17 protein-coding genes and 1 tRNA gene are annotated in these 19,716 nt (G+C 35.3%); 9 read left to right on the top strand and 9 right to left on the bottom strand.

The genetic code is table 11. The annotated features are described in order from the left end of the window. Positions 1–4: 4 nt before the first annotated feature. Positions 5–547 carry an ATP-binding cassette domain-containing protein gene (locus J0M37_15695; GenBank protein MBN8586532.1) on the top strand — a complete coding sequence of 181 codons (543 nt, stop codon included), beginning with the start codon at positions 5–7 and terminating at the stop codon, positions 545–547. A 33-nt stretch (positions 548–580) separates the two neighbouring features. Here the strand turns inward: J0M37_15695 and mdh are convergent, their stop codons facing one another. The 3 genes from mdh to rplU all read right to left on the bottom strand — a co-directional run bounded on the left by mdh (position 581) and on the right by rplU (position 2,332). Continuing rightward, positions 581–1,513, bottom strand: coding sequence for a malate dehydrogenase (gene mdh, locus J0M37_15690; protein MBN8586531.1), 933 nt, complete (start codon positions 1,511–1,513; stop codon positions 581–583). A gap of 190 nt (positions 1,514–1,703) precedes the next feature. Then, positions 1,704–1,967 carry a 50S ribosomal protein L27 gene (gene rpmA / locus J0M37_15685; GenBank protein ID MBN8586530.1) on the bottom strand — a complete coding sequence of 88 codons (264 nt, stop codon included), beginning with the start codon at positions 1,965–1,967 and terminating at the stop codon, positions 1,704–1,706. 56 nt (positions 1,968–2,023) lie between these two features. Continuing rightward, positions 2,024–2,332 (bottom strand): 50S ribosomal protein L21, encoded by a 309-nt coding sequence (rplU, locus tag J0M37_15680; GenBank protein MBN8586529.1) that lies wholly within the window; start codon positions 2,330–2,332, stop codon positions 2,024–2,026. 215 nt (positions 2,333–2,547) lie between these two features. Between rplU and J0M37_15675 the strand changes: the two genes are divergently transcribed. The 3 genes from J0M37_15675 (at position 2,548) to J0M37_15665 (ending at position 4,818) form a co-directional block, all read left to right on the top strand. Then, positions 2,548–2,620: transfer RNA gene (locus J0M37_15675), tRNA-Ala, on the top strand. 93 nt (positions 2,621–2,713) lie between these two features. After that, positions 2,714–4,084: a dNTP triphosphohydrolase gene (gene dgt, locus J0M37_15670; GenBank protein MBN8586528.1), complete on the top strand. Its 1,371-nt coding sequence runs from the start codon at positions 2,714–2,716 to the stop codon at positions 4,082–4,084. Between the two features lie 5 nt (positions 4,085–4,089). Further along, positions 4,090–4,818 carry a hypothetical protein gene (locus J0M37_15665; GenBank protein MBN8586527.1) on the top strand — a complete coding sequence of 243 codons (729 nt, stop codon included), beginning with the start codon at positions 4,090–4,092 and terminating at the stop codon, positions 4,816–4,818. Positions 4,819–4,937: 119 nt separating this feature from the next. Here the strand turns inward: J0M37_15665 and J0M37_15660 are convergent, their stop codons facing one another. From J0M37_15660 to J0M37_15650, 3 genes are read right to left on the bottom strand one after another with little or no spacing between them, the layout of a single operon-like run. Continuing rightward, complete coding sequence (locus J0M37_15660) at positions 4,938–5,966, bottom strand: histidine kinase (GenBank protein MBN8586526.1); 1,029 nt, start codon at positions 5,964–5,966, stop codon at positions 4,938–4,940. 31 nt (positions 5,967–5,997) lie between these two features. Further along, positions 5,998–6,714 carry a response regulator transcription factor gene (locus J0M37_15655; GenBank protein ID MBN8586525.1) on the bottom strand — a complete coding sequence of 239 codons (717 nt, stop codon included), beginning with the start codon at positions 6,712–6,714 and terminating at the stop codon, positions 5,998–6,000. Continuing rightward, positions 6,711–7,748 (bottom strand): histidine kinase, encoded by a 1,038-nt coding sequence (locus J0M37_15650; GenBank protein ID MBN8586524.1) that lies wholly within the window; start codon positions 7,746–7,748, stop codon positions 6,711–6,713. The genes J0M37_15655 and J0M37_15650 overlap by 4 nt, the downstream gene beginning before the upstream one ends. Before the next feature lie 251 nt (positions 7,749–7,999). Between J0M37_15650 and J0M37_15645 the strand changes: the two genes are divergently transcribed. The 4 genes from J0M37_15645 (at position 8,000) to J0M37_15630 (ending at position 12,027) form a co-directional block, all read left to right on the top strand. Continuing rightward, the gene (locus J0M37_15645) at positions 8,000–9,463 is read left to right on the top strand and encodes a T9SS type A sorting domain-containing protein (GenBank protein MBN8586523.1); all 1,464 of its coding nucleotides are present in this window, start codon (positions 8,000–8,002) and stop codon (positions 9,461–9,463) included. A 49-nt stretch (positions 9,464–9,512) separates the two neighbouring features. Next, positions 9,513–10,175, top strand: coding sequence for a DUF4395 domain-containing protein (locus tag J0M37_15640; protein ID MBN8586522.1), 663 nt, complete (start codon positions 9,513–9,515; stop codon positions 10,173–10,175). Positions 10,176–10,190: 15 nt separating this feature from the next. Continuing rightward, positions 10,191–11,120: an NAD(P)-dependent alcohol dehydrogenase gene (locus tag J0M37_15635; protein ID MBN8586521.1), complete on the top strand. Its 930-nt coding sequence runs from the start codon at positions 10,191–10,193 to the stop codon at positions 11,118–11,120. 67 nt (positions 11,121–11,187) lie between these two features. Continuing rightward, a complete protein-coding gene (locus J0M37_15630; GenBank protein MBN8586520.1) occupies positions 11,188–12,027 on the top strand; it encodes a metallophosphoesterase in 840 nt (279 codons plus the stop codon). Between the two features lie 213 nt (positions 12,028–12,240). Here the strand turns inward: J0M37_15630 and J0M37_15625 are convergent, their stop codons facing one another. The 3 genes from J0M37_15625 to J0M37_15615 all read right to left on the bottom strand — a co-directional run bounded on the left by J0M37_15625 (position 12,241) and on the right by J0M37_15615 (position 17,885). Further along, positions 12,241–15,420, bottom strand: a complete 3,180-nt coding sequence (locus tag J0M37_15625; GenBank protein MBN8586519.1) for a nucleotidyltransferase domain-containing protein — start codon at positions 15,418–15,420, stop codon at positions 12,241–12,243. A gap of 121 nt (positions 15,421–15,541) precedes the next feature. Further along, positions 15,542–16,828 carry a Glu/Leu/Phe/Val dehydrogenase gene (locus J0M37_15620; GenBank protein ID MBN8586518.1) on the bottom strand — a complete coding sequence of 429 codons (1,287 nt, stop codon included), beginning with the start codon at positions 16,826–16,828 and terminating at the stop codon, positions 15,542–15,544. Positions 16,829–17,015: 187 nt separating this feature from the next. Further along, positions 17,016–17,885: a WYL domain-containing transcriptional regulator gene (locus tag J0M37_15615; GenBank protein ID MBN8586517.1), complete on the bottom strand. Its 870-nt coding sequence runs from the start codon at positions 17,883–17,885 to the stop codon at positions 17,016–17,018. A gap of 174 nt (positions 17,886–18,059) precedes the next feature. On the opposite strand from J0M37_15615, the gene J0M37_15610 reads away from it, so the two are divergent. After that, on the top strand, positions 18,060–19,571 hold the full coding sequence (locus tag J0M37_15610; GenBank protein MBN8586516.1) for an OmpA family protein: 1,512 nt from the start codon (positions 18,060–18,062) through the stop codon (positions 19,569–19,571). Positions 19,572–19,716 lie beyond the last annotated feature (145 nt).

Raw genomic sequence — 19,716 nt, 5'->3', positions numbered from 1 at the left:
GACTATGAAAATGAACTTAGGAAAAAAAATATTAGTAGTGGGTGCTAACGGCAGCGGCAAAACTACTTTTGCACAAAAATTATCTCAAATTCTGAGTATTAACCATCACGAGCTTGATAATATTTACTGGAAACCTGATTGGCAGGAATCTAAGAATGAAGAATTTCGTTCGAAAGTTGATGAAATCACGCTAACCCCAAGTTGGATTATTGACGGTAATTATCCGCGGAATCAGGATCTGACGATTGGAAGAGCTGAAACAATTGTTTGGCTTGATGTGCCTTATTTTAAAATGCTATATAGAATTACAAAACGTTCAATTCATAGGATATTGACTCAAAAGCCGTTATGGCATGATAACCGTGAAAGTTTCAGGAAATTGTTCTCTAAGGATTCAATTATCTTTTTTGCAATGCGGACTTACGGAACTAAGAAATCAAAATATAAAAGAATCATTAATGGAAATGAGTTCAGTGATAAAAACTGGGTAAGGATAAGAAACAGAAGTGATGAAAAGAAATTCTGGGAAGATTTATTCATCCGATGACTTTTGAGTCATCGGATGAATAGGAATTATTGCTTAGTCTTTCATATTATCGAGAACATCCATAACTTCTTTTACCGCTTTGGCAGATTCATTTACGAGCTTCATTTCATCATCATTCAGCTTAAGCTCAATAATCTTTTCAATTCCGCCTTTGCCAAGAATTACCGGAACGCCGAGATAAATATTCTTTAATCCATACTCGCCGTTTAACAGTGCGCAAACCGGGAATACGCGTTTCTGGTCTTTAATAATGGCTTCAACCATCTGCGCTGCTGCAGAGCCGGGGGCATACCATGCTGAAGTGCCGAGCAGGTTAACAATTTCACCGCCGCCTTTTTTGGTGCGGTCAATTATCTTATCAAGCTTATCAGCTTCGATCAGTTCAGTTACGGGAATACCGCCAACGGTTGTATATCTCGGAAGAGGTACCATTGTATCGCCGTGGCCGCCCATTAACACTGCCTGTATATCCTTAGGTGAAACATTCAGCGCTTCTGCAAGGAATGATTTATACCTTCCGGTATCAAGAATACCTGCCATACCGAATACACGGTTAGAGGGGAATTTTGCATTTACATAAGCACAGTAGGTCATAACATCAAGCGGGTTTGATACAACTATTATTATTGTATCGGGTGAATATTTTACTACCTGCTCAGTCACTGATTTAACGATCTTAGCATTGGTTGAAATTAAGTCATCGCGGCTCATGCCGGGTTTCCTGGGGAGTCCGGATGTAATTACCACAACATCTGAACCGGCTGTTTTGCTGTAGTCATTGGTTGAGCCTGTTACCCTGGTATCGTACATATTGATAGCAGCGGTTTCCCATATATCAAGGGCTTTGCCTTCAGCGAAATTCTCTTTGATATCAAGAAGTACAACTTCATTTACAATTTCATGGTGCGCTAAAACTTCTGCGCAGGTCGCGCCTACATTACCTGCTCCTATTACTGATACTTTCAATTTATTTGCCTCTTTGGATTATATTATTAAAATGGTTTTAACTTTTCTGTATTTTTGCCGGATGCAGTGCTTTTTAGCAGGTATGCTTAAATACACCGGCAGAATATAAAAAAACAAGCGAGTGAACCCGTGTCCACTCGCTGCTCTAAACTATTCATCAGCAGTGATACTGCTTAAAAATTGATAATTCTTATTTGGTTTCTACGGGCAGAATATTGATCTTTTTCTTCAGTCTGGTCTGGTTGGCAAACTGAACGTGACCTGTAATGGTGGCAAAAATTGTGTCATCTTTGCCTAAAGCTGTGTTAAGTCCGGGAAGGAACTTTGTTCCTCTCTGCCTTACAATAATGCTGCCTGCGGTAACAAGCTCGCCGCCAAAACGCTTAACGCCTAATCTTTGTGCATTACTGTCGCGGCCGTTCTTTGTACTTCCTAATCCTTTTTTATGAGCCATTGTATATAAAATTAAAAATTTATTATTATCTGTTTTGGTTGAAACTAAGCAGTAACTTATTTAATTGAATTGATCTCAATTTCAGTGTACTGCTGGCGGTGTCCTTTGGTTCTTTTATATCCTTTTCTTCTTTTCTTTTTGAAGACGATAACTTTATCATCTTTAACATGTCCAAGAACTGTAGCTTCAACGTTCATTGAAAGCTTCGGAGCGCCTACCTGGAATGATTTTTCATCCTTTGAGAACATCAATACATCGCCAAAGGTGACCTTTGCGCCAACATCATCCTTTATCCTGTTGATATATATCCTGTCTTTTTCAGAAACCTTGTACTGCTTACCTTTTATATCTACTATTGCGAACATTTTACTTATTTTTTAATTATTATTTTTCTTAAAAGTAAAAAACCCCCATAAAACTCATATTTTTTGAAAAGATATTATATTTATTAAGTTTTTTGGGAATTACAAATTTAGTTATTTTTTTACTTTTTTGCAATCCATAGACTATTCATCAAAGTATAAATAATATTTTTGAATTGATATAAATTGTATTTTTTCGCTATTTTTGCATAGATTTAGGGGCTATAGCTCAGCTGGGAGAGCGCTTGAATGGCATTCAAGAGGTCAGGAGTTCGATCCTCCTTAGCTCCACATGATTACTTAATATTTTATTAAATAAAAAATCATTATATTTAAAATTATATCAATACTAAACAATAACTTTAATAGAAATGAGTTTTAGTAATGGATAATAGATGGGATACATTATTACTGGATAAAAGTTTCAGAAAGAGAACACAGTTAGAAAAATTTGATGCTAGAAATCCATTTGATAATGATTATTATAGAATAGTTACCAGTGCATCATTTAGACGTTTACAAGATAAAACACAAGTATTCCCTTTAGAACAAAGTGATTATATTCGTACGAGATTAACTCACTCTATTGAAGTAAGCAACATAGGAAGATCAATAGGACTAAGTATAGAAAAGAAATTAATTGAACAAAAGAAACTTAGTTCAAAACATATTGGTTATATTAGTTCACTTTTAGCTACTGTTGGTTTAGTACATGATATAGGTAATCCACCTTTTGGACATTTTGGAGAAGAATCAATTCAAAAATATTTTAAAAAATATTTCAAAAATGATAATAATCAAAGATTATTTAAAAGAAATAAACAGGAGATTAAAGACTTTGAGTTCTTTGAAGGTAATTCCCAAACATTTAGAATTTTACGTAAATTATGTTTTTTGAAAGATGAACATAGTCTTAATTTAACTTTTCCAACATTAGCTGCAATTATCAAATATCCAAGATCTTCTATTACTGGGAATAAAACAACTGATAATATCTCTGATAAAAAATTTGGTTATTTCTCTTCCGAGCAAAAAGATTATGATATAATAAATAAAGATTTAAAAATTAATAATGAAAGACACCCAATAACATATTTACTAGAAGCTGCTGATGACATTGCATATATGGCTGCTGATTTAGAAGATGGGGTCAAGCTAGGTATATTAAATTATAAAATTATAAGGGAGCAATTTAGTGAAATAAAAGAAAGGGATAATAAAAAACTTATTGATAAGTTTGATGAATTTTATAAAGAATATTCTTATATGCAAGATCACGAGTTGGAGTTTGCGGTAACTAGATTTAAAATAGAAATGCAGTCATTTATGGCAAAGAAAGTTATAAATAATTTTTGTGATAATTACGATAAAATCCTAGATGGTAAATTTAAAACAGATTTATTCAAAAATTTAGCTGTTTATGAAATTCGTAAAGTATTTAAAAATTTGGCTAAAATTGTATATTTAAGCAAAAACATAACTGAAGCAGAATTAGTAGGTTGCAAAGTAATAACTGGACTGTTAGAATATTACATTGAGGCTGCAGAATCTGATAACTTTAACTCAAATGGAAATTCAAAAGAATCAAAATTATATAGGACCATTTCGTCAAGTTACCGTTATATTTACGAAAACAATAAGACATATTCTAATGAACTTTATAATAAATTTCAATTAGTTTTGGATTTTATTAGTGGCATGACGGATTCTTACGCTTTAAATTTATATAGAAAATTATCTGGAATTCATAATTAAAATTTATGATTAAAAATATAGACAGAGGAAATTTTAAAGCAAAATTTGATATTAAATTAAATTTATTGAAAATAAAAAATCCTAGTCTTGATAAATTTTTAAAATTATTACCAACAGATACTGACATTTATATAATAGGCGGTTTTTTAAGATCAATAAATGATAGTAAGTATAAACCGAAAGATATCGATTTAATTATAGATCTGAATAGTAAAACATTGTCAAAATATATTGATAGCGCATTTAAGGTATATGAAAAAAATAGGATGAATGGTTTCAAAGTGAAATTATCAAATATAACCTTAGATGTTTGGAGCTTAGAAAATAATTATGCATATAAGTATAGTTTTACAGTTTATAAAAGAAATCCTGAATGCATATCCATGAGTACTTTTTATAATTATGATTCAATTAGTTTAAAGTTAAATAATAAAGAATTATTTTCAAAATATTATGAAGATTGCATAAAGAGGAATACTTTAGACATCGTTTCAAGAAATAGGGATTATTATTTTAACAATCCCAAGAAAGAATTTTTATTATTACGCGCAATATATCTTAGGAAAAAATATAATTTTAACTTGTCAAAACGTTTGACTAATATATTTGTTAATGCACATACAAAAGATGATCATTTTGTTAATCATTTGTTTGCACAATTAAAGTCAGAAAAAAAGTATCAGAATTTGTTAAGAAAAAAAGATATCGAAAATTTTATTTTGTCATTAAAATAGATAATAATATTTTTTTTAGTTTTATATTAAAGTAGTATATTAATATCCTTTCCCAAAATAACAAGAAAATTATAATTTAAAACAAATCTTTAAAGTTTAAAATTACTTATTAATATGAATTAAAATTTTAAGTTTAATATTAATTTGAAATTGTTTCCGTTAATTTTGGATTTAATAACATTCCTCTCTTGTAAATAGTACTCTAAATAACGTTTGATAGGTTCAGAGTAATTAAATAAATTATTACAATTGTTTCCGTTAAAGATCTTAAAATAATAGGATAAAACGAAAATTAATTCAGATTTAAGGATATTTAATTCAAACTTTATTCCAGGGGTTTCAGTTGCATCTTCATCAACTTCTCTAAAAACATGTTCCAAAAACGGCATAAACAGCATAGGCGGAACTTTTACATTATAAATTTCTCCTTCGGTTTTAAAGCTTATATAGCCGGGTTTAAACCGGGACTGCTGAAGCGCAATATAGCTTCTGATATAATTTATCTCACCTTCCAGGGGAACTTTATCAGATGAAGTTTCATACAGAATGTAACTCATTATCTCCGAGAGGTCATCTATATTTGATACTGCATCATCCGGCTTTGTGGTTACAAGTTGTTTCAAACGGTTTAAAGTATGATACAGGAACTGCGGATTTATCTGCGAGCGAAGAAGTTTCAGTTCGCCAGAAATTTTCTTTTTCTCTGATTCTTTTCGGCTGATCTCGTTTTCTGTCCAAAGCACTGTAAATCTCAGGAGTGCTCCCGCTAAAGCATATAAAAATAAAGAATGAAAAATGCTGAAGAATATCTTCAGGAAAGTGATGTTGAAGCCGCTTCCGCTGAGCCCGGGAATGCTGCCTGGTAAAAGCCAAATATACAGAAATGAAAATAGAAAGGATGCCGGCAGTAAGATAAGAATACCTGCTGCAAATAGTATAATTTTGTTTTTATTCTGTAAACTTTTTCTGCCTGTAAAAAAATAAAATATATAAAAAGTTATTAAATGAGATGCTAGATATATAAAATAGTCACCTGCTAATAATTCAGGAGTTAATTTCCCTAATGCCGGTATCATTTCCAAAGATGTTGAAATGATAATCACGAGCCAGAAAGCAGCATGTATATATATTTTATTTTTTAAATTCATAATTTCTGAAATTCTTCTTTTTTTAGAATGTTCATCTGCTATTCTTTAAAGAAGAGATAACTTCAAAAAAACGTTTCCGGTATTTATTGCCGATAGGGAGCTCCTTTTTTGCAACAACCAGGTTTTGTCCTACTATCGATTCAATTTTGTTTACAGCTACCATATATGATTTATGTATCCTGATAAAATCCTGCGCAGGAAGAATGTTTTCAATATTTTTAAAGCTTTGTAAGGTAATAATATTTGATGATGTTGTTTTGATAATGATATATTCACTTAAACCTTCTATATATAGTATATCTTTAAAGTCTACTTTCATCATTTTGTAGCCGGATTTTACAAAAAAGAAATCTTTACTGCCTGAAAAATCAGATTTATCTTTTTTATTATCATTAATAAGATAACATGCTTTTTCAACCGCTTTGAGGAAGCGTTCAAATTTAAAGGGTTTAACGAGGTAGTCTGTTACATCAAGATCAAAAGCATCCACGGCATACTTTCTGTACGCAGTTGTCATAATGATCTTAGGCTTTTGCTGAAGTGTTTTAAGAAGCTGAGTCCCGGTAAGTCCGCCCATTTCAATATCCAGGAAAACCAAGTCAACATGGTTTGAAGCCAGATACTCCAGAACGCTGATGCCGTCACTAAATGTTTTCAACAGCTCCAGGAATGGAACTTTGGATATATAATCACAGATAAGATCCAGAGCAAGCGGCTCATCATCTACAGCAATACATTTTATTATCATAACAGGAATAATTTTAGTTTAACCTTGAATTCCTTTTTTTCTTCGTTTATGATTAGTGAATAATTATCTCCGAATAAAAGCTCAAGGCGGCGTTTAATATTTTTTAACCCAAAACCGCTGTTCTTACTAACAGTATCATAATTTTCCTTCATTGAATTAGTTACAAAAAAATCGATATTTCTTCCGTTTATATCAAATTTAATTTTTATCCCCGGAGGAGCTACAAGCTTATTTCCGTGTTTAAAGGCATTTTCAATAAAAGGCATGAAAATCAGCGGCGGAATTCTGATCTCTGAATAATTTCCGTTTATACTAAAATCAATATATCCTGGGTCACTGTATCTTATTTTTTCAAGTTCTATATAATCTTGTATATAGGTAATTTCCTTTTCGAAAAATACGGTATCCATAGATGAATCATACAGCATATAATTCATAATACTGCTCAGTTTATCAATGCTGTTAACAGCTTTTGATGGCAGACTTTTGGTAAGAGATTTGATATTGTTAAGTGTGTTGAACAAAAAATGGGGATTCACCTGCGCTCTTAACATTGCAAGCTCTGTAGAAAGATTCTGTTTTTCGGTATCAGCCTGATTAAGCTTATTGGTGTACCATAGTAAAGCAATTTTTGAAAGTAATCCTAATATAGAATACAGTGTCCCGATGCCCATGACACCGTATATAAAACTTAAGACCCACTCTTTGTGGGTATATTTTATGGGCAAAGTTTCAGGGTAAGTAAATATAAAAAGATAGTAAGAAAAAAAAGTTACAGCAAATCCTGTAATAGTAACTACACTAAAGCTAAAAAATGCAAAACGTATATACTTTTTGTTTACAAAAAATTTTTCAGTTAAATATGAATAGAAAATATAAAAGATAACAAAGTTGTAAGCTAAAACCGAAAAAGTACCTGTAAATTGGGGAATAAATAAAGGATGACCTGTATATAAAAATGATTCAGGTAAAGTTACAATAACTACCAGAACCCAGAAAGCAATATGGAATTTAATAATAGCCCGGTTTTCCATAAGTATTATTTATAAAAATAATCATAAAGGTTAGCTTTAAATACTCAAATTCAATGAACCGCCGTTTTTATTAAGTCAAATGAAAAAAAAGTGTAAAAATTCCATTAAATCCACTGATTTTTGACTGAACAAAACGTATTGTTCACAGATTTTTTTAATTGATTCACATGAAATGATTTTTACAGTTAGTTTTATCACTATATATTTACTCTAAAGCTTATTGAATGTTTAGAAAATAAATCATAATAACAATGAAAACTATATCTGCTTTAATAATTCTGTTCATTTTATGTGTAAATACTAAAACACAACCGATACCTGCTGATAGTATGTATCTTGGGCAGACTCCGCCCGGGAATACACCAAAAATATTTGCACTTCCTAAAAGTACGGGGTCTTTTACTGCAGAAAGAATAGCAATAACCAATGACGGGAAAGAAATTTATTATACCGTAATTAGAAATTACTACCCGACATCCGGTGATACGATCAAATGTTACAGGTACTTTGATAACCGCTGGCAGGGGCCGTTCAGTATTTTTAATAATTATCTTGCTCCCGCTTTTTCAATTACAGGTGATACAATGTTTATTCAGAACAACAGCTCAATTTACCAGACACTAATTTCATACAGAACTTCCGGCGGCTGGAGTGTGCCGAAACGCATATTATATGGACTTAATAATGCACATTATTTACAGGTCACTAACAGCGGAAATTTTTATATTTCATCTGTATCAACAACCGGTATAGGCGCTACTGACTGGTGCAGGCTGGTTATTAACGGCTCTGATACAACAGCGGTAAGCTTAAGGCTTCCGCTGAACAACACAATTGATAACCTTGATTTTTTTATTGCAAAAGATGAATCTTATTTTATTGCAGCTAAAAATACCGGGAATAATGCCAGGCTTCATATCAGCTACCGGAAAACTGACGGAAACTGGACAAATCCAAAAAATCTTGGTCCGGCAATAAATTCAGGAGCGGCTGCATGGGGTACTTACGTTTCACCTGACGGGAAATATTTATTTTATACAACAGGTACTAATCCTAATTATTCCGATACTTATATTTATTGGGTACGGATAGATAATATTAGGGATAGCCTGCGATATACAAACTACGTACCATATCTTAAAAATCAGGTCCCAAATTTAACCGATACAAACGGAACACTATTTACATATACATTGCCAGACAGCGTTTTTGTTGATGATGACGGCAATAACACTCTGAAATATTCTGCTTCATTAAGCAGCGGTCAGCCGCTGCCTGCGTGGTTGAGCTTTGATTCCACTTCAAGGACTTTTTCAGGGGTTATTTCATCTGCAGTATCCATTATCCTGAAGGTAACTGCAACAGATACAGCAGGCGCATCAGCATTCTGCACATTTATGCTGAATGTTGTTCAGCAAATTGGAATTGAGCCTTTGAATGAAGAATTACCGGGTGAGTTCAGGCTGCTTCAGAACTACCCAAACCCTTTCAACCCTAAAACTGATATTATCTTTGATATAACTAAAACATCCTTTACAAGGCTGATCGTTTATGATATTACCGGCAAAGAAATTAAAATACTAGTAAATGAAAGCCTCAGCTCAGGAAGGTATAAGGTCAGTATGAACTCAGAAAGTATGTGCAGTGGTGTGTACTTTTATAAACTTGAAACGGGTTACTTTTCTGAAACAAAAAAGATGGTACTGGTAAAATAATACAGAATCTAATAAATTATACAATCAAAGAAAATAAAAAATTATTATAATGAAAAAGATATTTAATTTTGGTGAAGATGCTGCCGGGTTCAGCGAACCTGTATTGAATGAAAGAGAAATAAGGGCAGCAGCAGGAATACTGTTTGTTGCAACATATACATCTTTTATGTTAATAATTTTAGCAGAAAACTATATTCCATTCAAGCTGGTGATAGCATTTTTTCTTCTGGATCTGGTAATAAGGGTATTTGTAAATCCGAAATTTTCTCCTTCGCTTATTTTGGGAAGGCTGATAGTTGGAGATCAGTCACCGGAATATGTTGGCGCAGCGCCTAAAAAGTTTGCATGGATAGTTGGTATTATTTTAACAGGTATAATGTTCGTGTTTTTCAATATTCTAAACATTATAAGTCCTGTTTCAGCAATTATTTGCCTGATATGTATGGTATTTTTATTCTTCGAATCTGCTTTCGGGATATGTATTGGCTGTAAATTATATCCGTTTTTTTATAAGAAAAAACCGCAATATTGCCCTGGTGAAATTTGCGCTGTAATGGTAAAGCAGGATATTCAAAAAGTTTCAATAAGTCAATTTATTGTATTGATCACTTTTGCGGTAATAATTGTATTTGCAGTTACCGAACTAAATGGAGTATTAAGCAAAAGACCTTCCAATTTACCTGAAAGTACAATTTTAAATGATAAAAATTAAAGCTGGTATAAAAAAATGAAAGCTGTGATCTGCACAAAATACGGGCCACCAGAGGTTTTGAAATTAATTGAGGTGGATAAACCTGTTCCTAAGGATAATGAATTACTTGTAAAAATTATCGCTACAACAGCACATATAGGAGATACAAAGATCAGGCGGTTTGAACCGGGTCTCGGGAAATTTAAAGATCTTTTGTTTAAGCCTTTGATGCGGTTTATTGTCGGCTTTAGGGGCCCCAGAAAAAAAATTCTTGGTATGGAGTTTTCGGGTGTAATTGAATCAGTTGGTTCCAAAGTTACAAGGTTCAAACCAGGTGATGAAGTATTTGCAACTACTGAATTCAGGTTCGGGACTTATGCTGAATACTGCAGCATAGCAGAAAATGCTGCTGTAGCATTAAAACCTGTAAATATGTCACACGAAGAAGCGGCGCCGGTATCGAATGCAGGTTTAACAGCGCTTATAAACTTAAGGAAAGCCAACATTCAAAAGGGGCAGAAAGTATTGATATACGGAGCTTCCGGAAGTGTAGGTACTTATGCGGTCCAGATAGCCCGGTATTTTGGCGCTGAAGTGACCGGTTTTTGCAGTACAGGTAATATTGAGATGGTTAAATCTATTGGAGCCGTATCAGTTATTGATTATACTAAGGAAGATTTTACCCAACGACCCGAAAAATATGATGTAATTTTTGATGCGGTTGGGAAAATAAAATATTCAAACAGAAAAAAAGCATTAAATAAAACAGGAAAATACCTGAGCTCACTTGCCATATCTGGTAATATTAAATTAAAAGCTGAAGATCTTGAATTTCTTAAACAACTTTGTGAGGCAGGAAAATTAAAAACTGTTATAGACAGAACATATAGATTAGACCAGATAGCAGAAGCACACAGGTATGTGGATAAGGGTCATAAAAAGGGGAACGTGGTGATAATTGTTTGAAGCTTTCTTACCAGATCGTAAATTATTTATCATATTACATTTAGAATTATCACGTTAAATTTGCAGTATGAAGGCAATTTGTGTAAGCGACCTGCACGGCAATGATGTGAAATTCAAAAAGCTTTGCGGTTATATAAAAGAATATCTGCCGGAAGCAGTTTTTATTGCCGGCGATGTGCTGCCGAATTATTATGTTGATGAGCCGGGTGATTTTATAAGGGATACATTATACCCGCTGTTTAACGGTCTGAAGAACGAACTTGAAAAAAAATACCCAAGGGTATTTTTGATAAACGGTAATGATGATGTGGCAGCTTCGGTGGATCTTTTCAGAATACTTGAATCAAATGGACTAGTGAATCTTATAAATAATTTAGTTGTAAATTTTAACGGCTACACTGCTGCAGGTTATCCTTTCGTTCCGCCAACTCCATTTTTACTTAAGGATTGGGAAAAATATGATATTTCACGCTACCTGCCCCGCGGCTGCGTTTCACCTGAGGAGGGTTTCCGTACAGTTGAAGTTGCCCCGAATATCACGAAGTATTCCACAATTAAAGAAGACCTGAATGAAATGGCATTGCAGATACCTGATTTCAGGAAAACTATAATGCTGTTTCACGCGCCGCCATGTGAAACCAACCTGGATAAGATTGCCGGAAAAGATATTAATGGGAATAATGAAATCAGAAGTATCGGCAGTATTGCGATCAGGAAGTTCATAGAAAAATACCAGCCGCTAATTACTTTGCACGGACATTTACATGAATCAACAGAAATTACAGGGAAGTGGTGCGATAAGATAGGGGATACCTTTTGTTTTAATGCCGCTCATTCCGGCGGTGAGCTTGCTGTGATTAAATTTGATACCGATGAACCTGAAAAGGCTGTAAGAATTTTAATTTGAGTTATTTTATTCTTAAACAAAATAATCCCTTAAATTTCAATCAAGGGAAATGATAAATCTATAAAGATTCCTGCTTTCGCAGGAATGACAAAGATATTAAAAGCATGCTTGGCAGCCTCATTCCCAAACCGGAGTTTGGGAATGAGTGAATTAACACACCCCGTCATTACCTTCGGTAATGACACCCCTCTCAAGAGGGGAATTAAAATTATTCTACTTACCAATTTTAAGCTGCTTGGCGGGATCTGTAATTGCGCCAATTTTACTTGCAAAGCTTGTTCGTTTTTCTATATCTTCATCTGTTACATAATGAATATCCAGCAGTCCTTCAGAAGTATAGCCGGTTTTAAGATAATTAAGCTCACTTAAGCATTCGCTCCAGCCTTCAAACCAGAGGTTCATTTTTTCGGTATCGGCATCATCATCGATATGGATCAAAAGATCGATATCACTTGCCGGACCCGCATTAGCATTTTTGGAGCTACCGAAAATATAAAAACCTTTAACACCGAATTTTTCAGCAGGGATAAGCTCCGCCATTCTTTCCGCCATTTTATAACGCCACTGCCAGTAGTTGCTTGGCTGCCACTCAACATATTCGCTGGTATCAAGAGTTTTAACCTTTGACGCTTTAGGCTCATCAAGGAATGCAACAGCTTCTTCGAGCTCTGCATTTATCAGCACTCTTAATATCTGTCCTTCAGCTGCGTGGGTTACATCAATTACTTTGACCGTTTCTTCCAGGTGTTTGTATTCAGGTACAAGATGCTCCAGCATATTTTCTGATTTCCTGAAAAATGGTTCATTAAAAATAACATCTTCTGAATCAGGATAAAGCGGCAGATATCTTATCGAAGCTTCCACCAGGTCCTGGAAAAAATGCGTGCCGAAAGACAGATCAGGCGTATAGTTACCGACCTGTTTGGCAATTTCTATAAGCATAGAAGTATTGTTTATATCTGAATAAGTAACATTTACACCAAGCTTTATATCGCCCCTGCTGCCCCATCTGCCGGGTCCCATTAATATAAATCTGCGTTTAGGCAGAATTTTATTCAACTTGCTTACAGCCCTGCCAATTTCAACAAGCTCTTCCTTGGAGCCTATATTATTATAATTTACCGGGTCAACATATACAATATGAGAAATCTCAGGCACCTTACCGTTTGAAACATATTTGTTGGCTGTGAAGACTATTTTTTTCCGCGGAATATCCCTCGGAATAGGATCAGGCTGAATTTCTTTTGATTTAGTTTGTGAGCGGCACTGCAGAATATAAAAATCGGTGCCGTTAGAGGCGAACTCAATATCAACAGGGCAGCGCATGCCTTCCTGCAATGTATCCAGCAGGAATTTTATCTGCGAAACAAATGTACTGTTATTTATTAATCCTTCGAACGTTAAAATTATATCATCATTTTCATAATCAGTATTCAGTCCAATAGGCTGTGTAATATGGTTATCTTTTACAATTGATATCATATTCCTGATGCCCGGATATTCAGCGCCGGTTTCAGCTATAATATTCCTTATCTTATGTGTTTCAAACTCATTGGTGTTTAGATCGATAACATCAATATGCTGAGGGGTGTATTTACGCTTTTCAAGGAATGAAACATTTACCCTTAAGTTAGGCTGACCGGGTGCAAGCAGGATAGGGTAGTCGTCTCCAAGGCGGTCAACAGCGCGGGTACCGAGACCAGGAACAAGCCTTATTAAGCCATCTTCGCGTTTAATTCTAGGTGACCAGCGGAACTCATTGTTGCTGAAGGCAACGCCTGCATAAGCAGGCATAAAATACCTGCCGATCTTTGTTCCGACCACTTCCTGTATCATAATACCCATTTCCTCATGGAAATCAAGCAGGTTTCTTTCTGCGCGGTATTCTATAGGGTCCGGACCGAATGTTGAGGCATATACTTCTGAAATAGCGTCAAGTAAAGCTGATAACCGCTCGCTTTTTGTTCCCTGGTTGGCAATAAACAGACTTTTATATTTACCTGAAAAGGCTGCGCCAAACTGGTCTTCCAGCAGGCTTGAGCTTCTTACAACCAGCGGACATTCACCAAAATCATCAAGCGCTACCGATACTCCGTTTATGAACTCTGAAGTAAAATCAGAGTTCTTGAAGATCTGTACTATGTGAGGATATTCTCTTCTGATCTCTTCAATATCTTTGTATTTCTGCTCGATTACTTCCTCCAGCTCATTGTAATGCAGGAAGTGCATGATACCATCAGACGGAATGAACCAGGTTTTAGGTATTTTGATATTTTTGAATTTATCTGATGTCCTGGCCTTTTTAGCAATGATCTTTGAAGCGAGGAACATACCCGCTGATTTACCTCCAAGTTTACCGTAACTTTTGGAAGGAAGAATTATCCTGTCGGTCAGGTCATAAAAATCATTTATATCAACAAATTCTTTTGCTATTGAAATAAATTCGGTCTGGTCTGTAAAGAATCTGCGGATAAGTGATACTTTTAATCCTTTTTCAATTGAAGGGGATAGCTCGCCGTTTGAAAGCAGCGGATAATATTTCCTCAGTGCTTCTGAAATTTCATTGAGTGAAGTTTCCATTGTCTCAACCGCTTTAACCAGTCCGCTGCATTTATCTTCGTATATCCATTTTTGCAGTTTTGCAAGGATTTCATCATCCCTTAAATTTTCATCGGCAAGTTTAATAACAGACTGAACAAAAACAGCATTATCAAGAGATTTCTTTTTCAGCGGTTTGTTATCTTCGTACATTGTATCGCCATCTTCATCAACCAGCGATTTTTGTTCAATACCTGCTTCCTTTAATAGCTTCTGTGCTTCTTTGTTTTCCTGCCAGCATAAGTTATGCAGAAGTTTGCGGATTATTGTGTTAAAAAGAGGTTTATCGGTCTTGTAGAGCATATCAAGCACTACCTGCCACTTATGCTTTAAATTACCTGAAGTAACATCCCTTATTTCCTGCAGTTCAGAAATAAATGCAAAAGTATCCTTATGAAGTATAAAGTGGCTCAGCCTTTCAGCTATTGTATTAAGTAATTTACGTTCTTCCTTTAAGAACGGACCTTCATCGTAATCTCTGACAGGTTTTACATAATAAACTGAAATATGGCCTACGACCTCATCATTTACTTTTATATCAGCCCGCTGAAACCAGATACTTTCGGAAAAATGTTCGGTTGTATATGTATTCCCTTTATATTCAAGCTTTACACGGGTAATATCCGGGTACTGCCACCCGGGGGGGATTGCATCAACCACAAGATTGAATGCTTCATCAAGAGAAATATCCGAATGATTGAGGGTGTCTTCAATTCTATAAAGACAGTTAAGCTCTTTGGCTCTTTCTTCAAGCTCCCTTACAAGATGCTCTATAGGCTGTGTTTTTTCGCTCATTATTTAAGTATATAAACCAGTTTGAAGAAAAAAACTTTCATGAAATTTAATTGAAAATCATATAAAAAAATATAGCCGGGTTTAAGCCCCGGCTATTGTAAATACAGTGTTTAATTTTATTTTACAGCCAGCCTCTATCTTTGCATGCATGGGCAACTTTAGAAATTGAAATTACATAAGCCGCATCTCGCATGTAAAGTTTATTTTTAACTGCTGTATCGTATACAGCGTCAAAAGCTGCTGACATGATATTATCCAGTTTTGTAAGTACTTCTTCTTTTGTCCAGAAATAGTTCATGTTAGACTGAACCTGTTCAAAGTAACTGCATGTAACACCGCCTGCATTTGCAAGAAAATCCGGAATCACGAAAATGTCTTTTTTCTGAAATATTTTGTCGGCTTCAGGGGTAGTAGGTCCGTTTGCGCCTTCAGCAACAATTTTTACCGTATCAGCGATCTTTACTGCATTATCTCCGCGTACCTGGTTTTCAAGGGCAGCGGGAATAAGTATATCAACTTTCTGCTCGATCCAGACATCACCCGGCAGAATTTCATAGCCTAATTTTTTCGCTTCTGTTTTATCAATACCGCCGAATTTATCGGTTATCTTCATCAGTTCATCAAAGCTTATACCGGACTCTCTTTTAAATGTATAGGAAGTCTGGTCTTTTTGGTCCCAGCATGATACGCAAATTGCTTTTCCGCCAAGCTGTATATAGAGCTGAAGCGCGTATTGCGAAACGTTTCCAAAGCCCTGGAATGCGGCTGTTGTTTCTTCTATCTTTATTCCTTTTTTCTTACAAGCTTCGCGCAGTGTATAAATAACACCGTACCCTGTAGCTTCAGTTCTGCCAAGGGAGCCGCCCATACCAACAGGCTTGCCTGTAATAAAGCCCGGGTGCTTTCCGCCGTGTATAACTTCGAATTCATCGAGCATCCATAACATATGCTGGGCATTTGTCATTACATCAGGTGCAGGTACATCATTTATAGGTCCTACATTTTTTGCAAGCTGTCTGACCCATCCGCGGCAGATCTGCTCCTGCTCGCGCATACTTAAATTATGCGGATCACAAATAACTCCGCCTTTTCCGCCGCCTAAAGGAATACCGACAACTGCGCATTTCCAGGTCATCCACATTGCGAGTGCGCGAACCGTATCAATTGTTTCCATCGGGTGAAATCTTATTCCGCCTTTTGAAGGACCGAATGCATCGTTATGCTGAACTCTGAAACCTTTGAATATTTTTGTTGTGCCGTCATCCATTTTAACAGGAATTGAGAAGTGATATTCGCGTAAAGGTTCCCTTAATAGCTGTCTTGCTGATTCATCCAGTGTTAAAATATCCGCTACTTTATCAAACTGTGCCTGTGCCATCTGGTAGGCGTTAAAATTTTTGTCGCTCATTTTATGACCTCTGTATCTTTATTTTTAGATATCCTATTAATTGTTAAAATCTAAATATATGTTTATTATGGGTTAAACTTTTTGACTCTATACAAATATCATACTTTTTTAATTAAAAAAAATTGATATAAATCATACATATTCAATTTTATTTATTTCTGCTTAAAGTGAAAACAAGGGTGAAAAATCAGTCATTTTCGTAGTTGCCAAGTGAGTCTTTTGCCAGGGATATTACCCTGGTTCTTAGCTCATCGGGTTCAATAACTTTAACACCTTTACCGCGGCTTACTATCCATGATGCCAGTTCATCCAGAGAGTTTACAGTCGTTTCATAAATGAAATTTCCTTCTTCCGATTCAGTGAATGTTTCATTTGTCATTAATTGTTTAGGAAGAATACGTTCTTTCCATACAGTTGAAAATTGAAGTTTGATATCAATCTTATCAGTGCCAACCCAGCTTTTCCAGGAAAAGCGGAAAACATCATTCAACACTTCGGGATCTACTTTAGGAAATTCCTTATCTGTTTGCCTGGCTTCAAGTATTTTATTCAGATGGAACTGTTTAAAACATCCGTTTGTGAAAGCTAGTACGCGCCAGTATCCTTCATTCTGAAATACCAGTACAGGATTTATCTCCCTGCCGAAATCAAGCATACCGTTATCTTTTTCATAATCAATTGCTGCAGCATGGTTTTTTTCAGCGCACATTTGAAGCACTACTATGTTAGCCAATGATTTTTCACCCAGCCTGTTGACAAGCAGCTTTGTGGAGCGTTCTGCGGCAGATGAATTCATAGCCAGTGATGCATACTGCCTGATGAGCTCTAGCAGCTTAACGCTGCTAATTTTTTTATTTATGCACACCCCGTGTTTTTTTGTTGAATGAATATCAATTCCAATTGCACGAAGCTGCTGAAGGTCACGCATAATGGTAAGCTCTTCAACTTCAAAAATATCTGCCAGCTCTGTTGACCTGATTATTCCCGAAAAATTCTGGGATAAGATCAAGCCTGCTATCTCAAGCTGTCTTTTAAATTTACTTCTTATATCCTGCATTGATGCAAATTACAAATATTAACCCAAACTACAAATAACTTATTTGAATAAATATAATTAGTAACATTGGTTAGTTTAAACAGTTAGAAAAACCGGAATTATTATCATGCAATGATAGGAAATTGAAAGATGTTAATTGTAGATTGCTGTGAAAATTAGAGGAGGAAATTTATTATGAAAAATTTACAGATTAAAAAAAGCGCTGTACCATTACACGAAAAATTTATAAAAGAAAGAAGTGGTTACGGCTATCTTTATATTTTGTTCATAGCAGTGCTTATTATTTCGGTTTTGACGCTTATTTCAACTGCATACAGCGATCAAAACGGATTTAAAGTATTGCTGGATTCTGTTAATAACAGCAATGTGATCTATTTTGATTACGGGAAATCAGAGCTGAGGCCTGCTGCGCTGGAATTACTTGACAAAATTTCTGAAGAAATGAAAAGTAACCCTGGGTATATACTCTATATAACCGGATATACAGATGATCTGGGAAGTGAGAACTTCAATGATGAGCTTTCGCTTATGCGGGCAAACTCAGTGAAAGATTACCTGCAAAGTACAGGTGTTTCAGGTGAGAATCTGATCGTCAGCGGAAAAGGTGAAAGTGAACCGGTAAGTGAAAATACTTCAGAAGATTCAAGAGCTAAAAACAGGCGAGTTGAGTTTTCGTATTCAAACCCGGCAAAAAACAGGGGAAATTATGCTATCGATAAATTTCCGCACCGAAGGTTTTACGCTGAACCAACACTTAAGAACGACAGGGTGAATACGATATTTACAGTCAAATCCAGGGAAGAAATAACTGCGGATCTTTCGATCCGTGATTCAGCAGGCAAGCCCATTGATTCAATTAAAACCGAAGATCTTTCAGCCACACTAAGATGGGATAATAACGGAATTATTGACTCAACGGAAGGACAGCCCAGGCTGATACCGATAAATGACAAGAAAAAAATTGCATTTACGCTGACAATGGATTACAGCGGCAGCATGTATGGCGATGATACACAAAATCCATTTGTAAAAAAAAGTGATAAGGTTGCCGCCATGGAAAAGAGCGTTGCACTGTTCATAAATCTGCTTGGCGGAAATATGTTCTGTAAAATTATTAAGTTCGGAGGCAAGGTCTTGCAGCCAATAAGGTTCACCAGGTCAAAAAGTGTTCTTTTGAGCGCACTTGAAAACAATTCCTTCCCGATGGGCGGCACAGCATTGTATTCATCCATTTATACTGCACTTAAGGATACAACATATTACAGCAATCCAACAGTAATGAAAACGGTTGTTGCCTTTACGGACGGTATGGAAAATTCATCGGGCAAGATAACACTTGATTCTATTTACAGAAAAAGCGCAGCTTATAATACCAAGGTTTTCACAGTCGGTTTATTTGATGATGTTGGTGATTATGTACCGGATGAATCTGAGCTGAAAAGAAGAAAGGCCGATATGATATCAATAGCCCAAAACACAGGCGGATTTTTTTACCAGGCAGATAATGCAGCGGACCTGAAGCAAATTTATGCGAACATCCTTGACCAGGTGCTGAAATCTTACCACATCAGTATTGTATGGAACAGCGCCAAGCTTCCGCCTAAAGGTACCATGGTTAAAGCAGAGCTGAAGATCAATGTTAAAGGAACAGTCAGAGTTCTGTATAAAAACTATACAATTGAATAATGAGAAATAAAAAGGCCCGGGGTTTTTAAGCCCCGGGCCGGTAATTAACATTTAATTAAACAAAGAGTTTTACTTTACAAGTATCATCTTTTTTACATCTGAACAATAATGAGACAGAATGAAATTCATCTGCAGCTAAAAAAGC

This window comes from Ignavibacteria bacterium (assembly GCA_017303675.1).
Classification (GTDB): Bacteria; Bacteroidota; Ignavibacteria; order Tepidaquicellales; family OLB5; genus OLB5.
The sequence above is the reverse complement of the archived record's forward strand: the minus strand, read 5'-3'. Positions and strand labels throughout refer to the sequence as shown.

Excerpts from the sequence above, each read along its gene's own strand:
- J0M37_15630 (MBN8586520.1), top strand. The coding sequence starts at position 11,188 with ATGAAGGCAATTTGTGTAAGCGACCTGCACGGCAATGATGTGAAATTC.
- J0M37_15620 (MBN8586518.1), bottom strand. The coding sequence starts at position 16,828 with ATGAGCGACAAAAATTTTAACGCCTACCAGATGGCACAGGCACAGTTT.
- J0M37_15625 (MBN8586519.1), bottom strand. The coding sequence starts at position 15,420 with ATGAGCGAAAAAACACAGCCTATAGAGCATCTTGTAAGGGAGCTTGAA.
- J0M37_15640 (MBN8586522.1), top strand. The coding sequence starts at position 9,513 with ATGAAAAAGATATTTAATTTTGGTGAAGATGCTGCCGGGTTCAGCGAA.
- J0M37_15695 (MBN8586532.1), top strand. The coding sequence starts at position 5 with ATGAAAATGAACTTAGGAAAAAAAATATTAGTAGTGGGTGCTAACGGC.
- J0M37_15610 (MBN8586516.1), top strand. The coding sequence starts at position 18,060 with ATGAAAAATTTACAGATTAAAAAAAGCGCTGTACCATTACACGAAAAA.
- J0M37_15645 (MBN8586523.1), top strand. The coding sequence starts at position 8,000 with ATGAAAACTATATCTGCTTTAATAATTCTGTTCATTTTATGTGTAAAT.
- J0M37_15660 (MBN8586526.1), bottom strand. The coding sequence starts at position 5,966 with ATGAATTTAAAAAATAAAATATATATACATGCTGCTTTCTGGCTCGTG.
- J0M37_15655 (MBN8586525.1), bottom strand. The coding sequence starts at position 6,714 with ATGATAATAAAATGTATTGCTGTAGATGATGAGCCGCTTGCTCTGGAT.
- J0M37_15615 (MBN8586517.1), bottom strand. The coding sequence starts at position 17,885 with ATGCAGGATATAAGAAGTAAATTTAAAAGACAGCTTGAGATAGCAGGC.
- rpmA (MBN8586530.1), bottom strand. The coding sequence starts at position 1,967 with ATGGCTCATAAAAAAGGATTAGGAAGTACAAAGAACGGCCGCGACAGT.
- J0M37_15665 (MBN8586527.1), top strand. The coding sequence starts at position 4,090 with ATGATTAAAAATATAGACAGAGGAAATTTTAAAGCAAAATTTGATATT.
- J0M37_15635 (MBN8586521.1), top strand. The coding sequence starts at position 10,191 with ATGAAAGCTGTGATCTGCACAAAATACGGGCCACCAGAGGTTTTGAAA.
- dgt (MBN8586528.1), top strand. The coding sequence starts at position 2,714 with ATGGATAATAGATGGGATACATTATTACTGGATAAAAGTTTCAGAAAG.
- rplU (MBN8586529.1), bottom strand. The coding sequence starts at position 2,332 with ATGTTCGCAATAGTAGATATAAAAGGTAAGCAGTACAAGGTTTCTGAA.
- J0M37_15650 (MBN8586524.1), bottom strand. The coding sequence starts at position 7,748 with ATGGAAAACCGGGCTATTATTAAATTCCATATTGCTTTCTGGGTTCTG.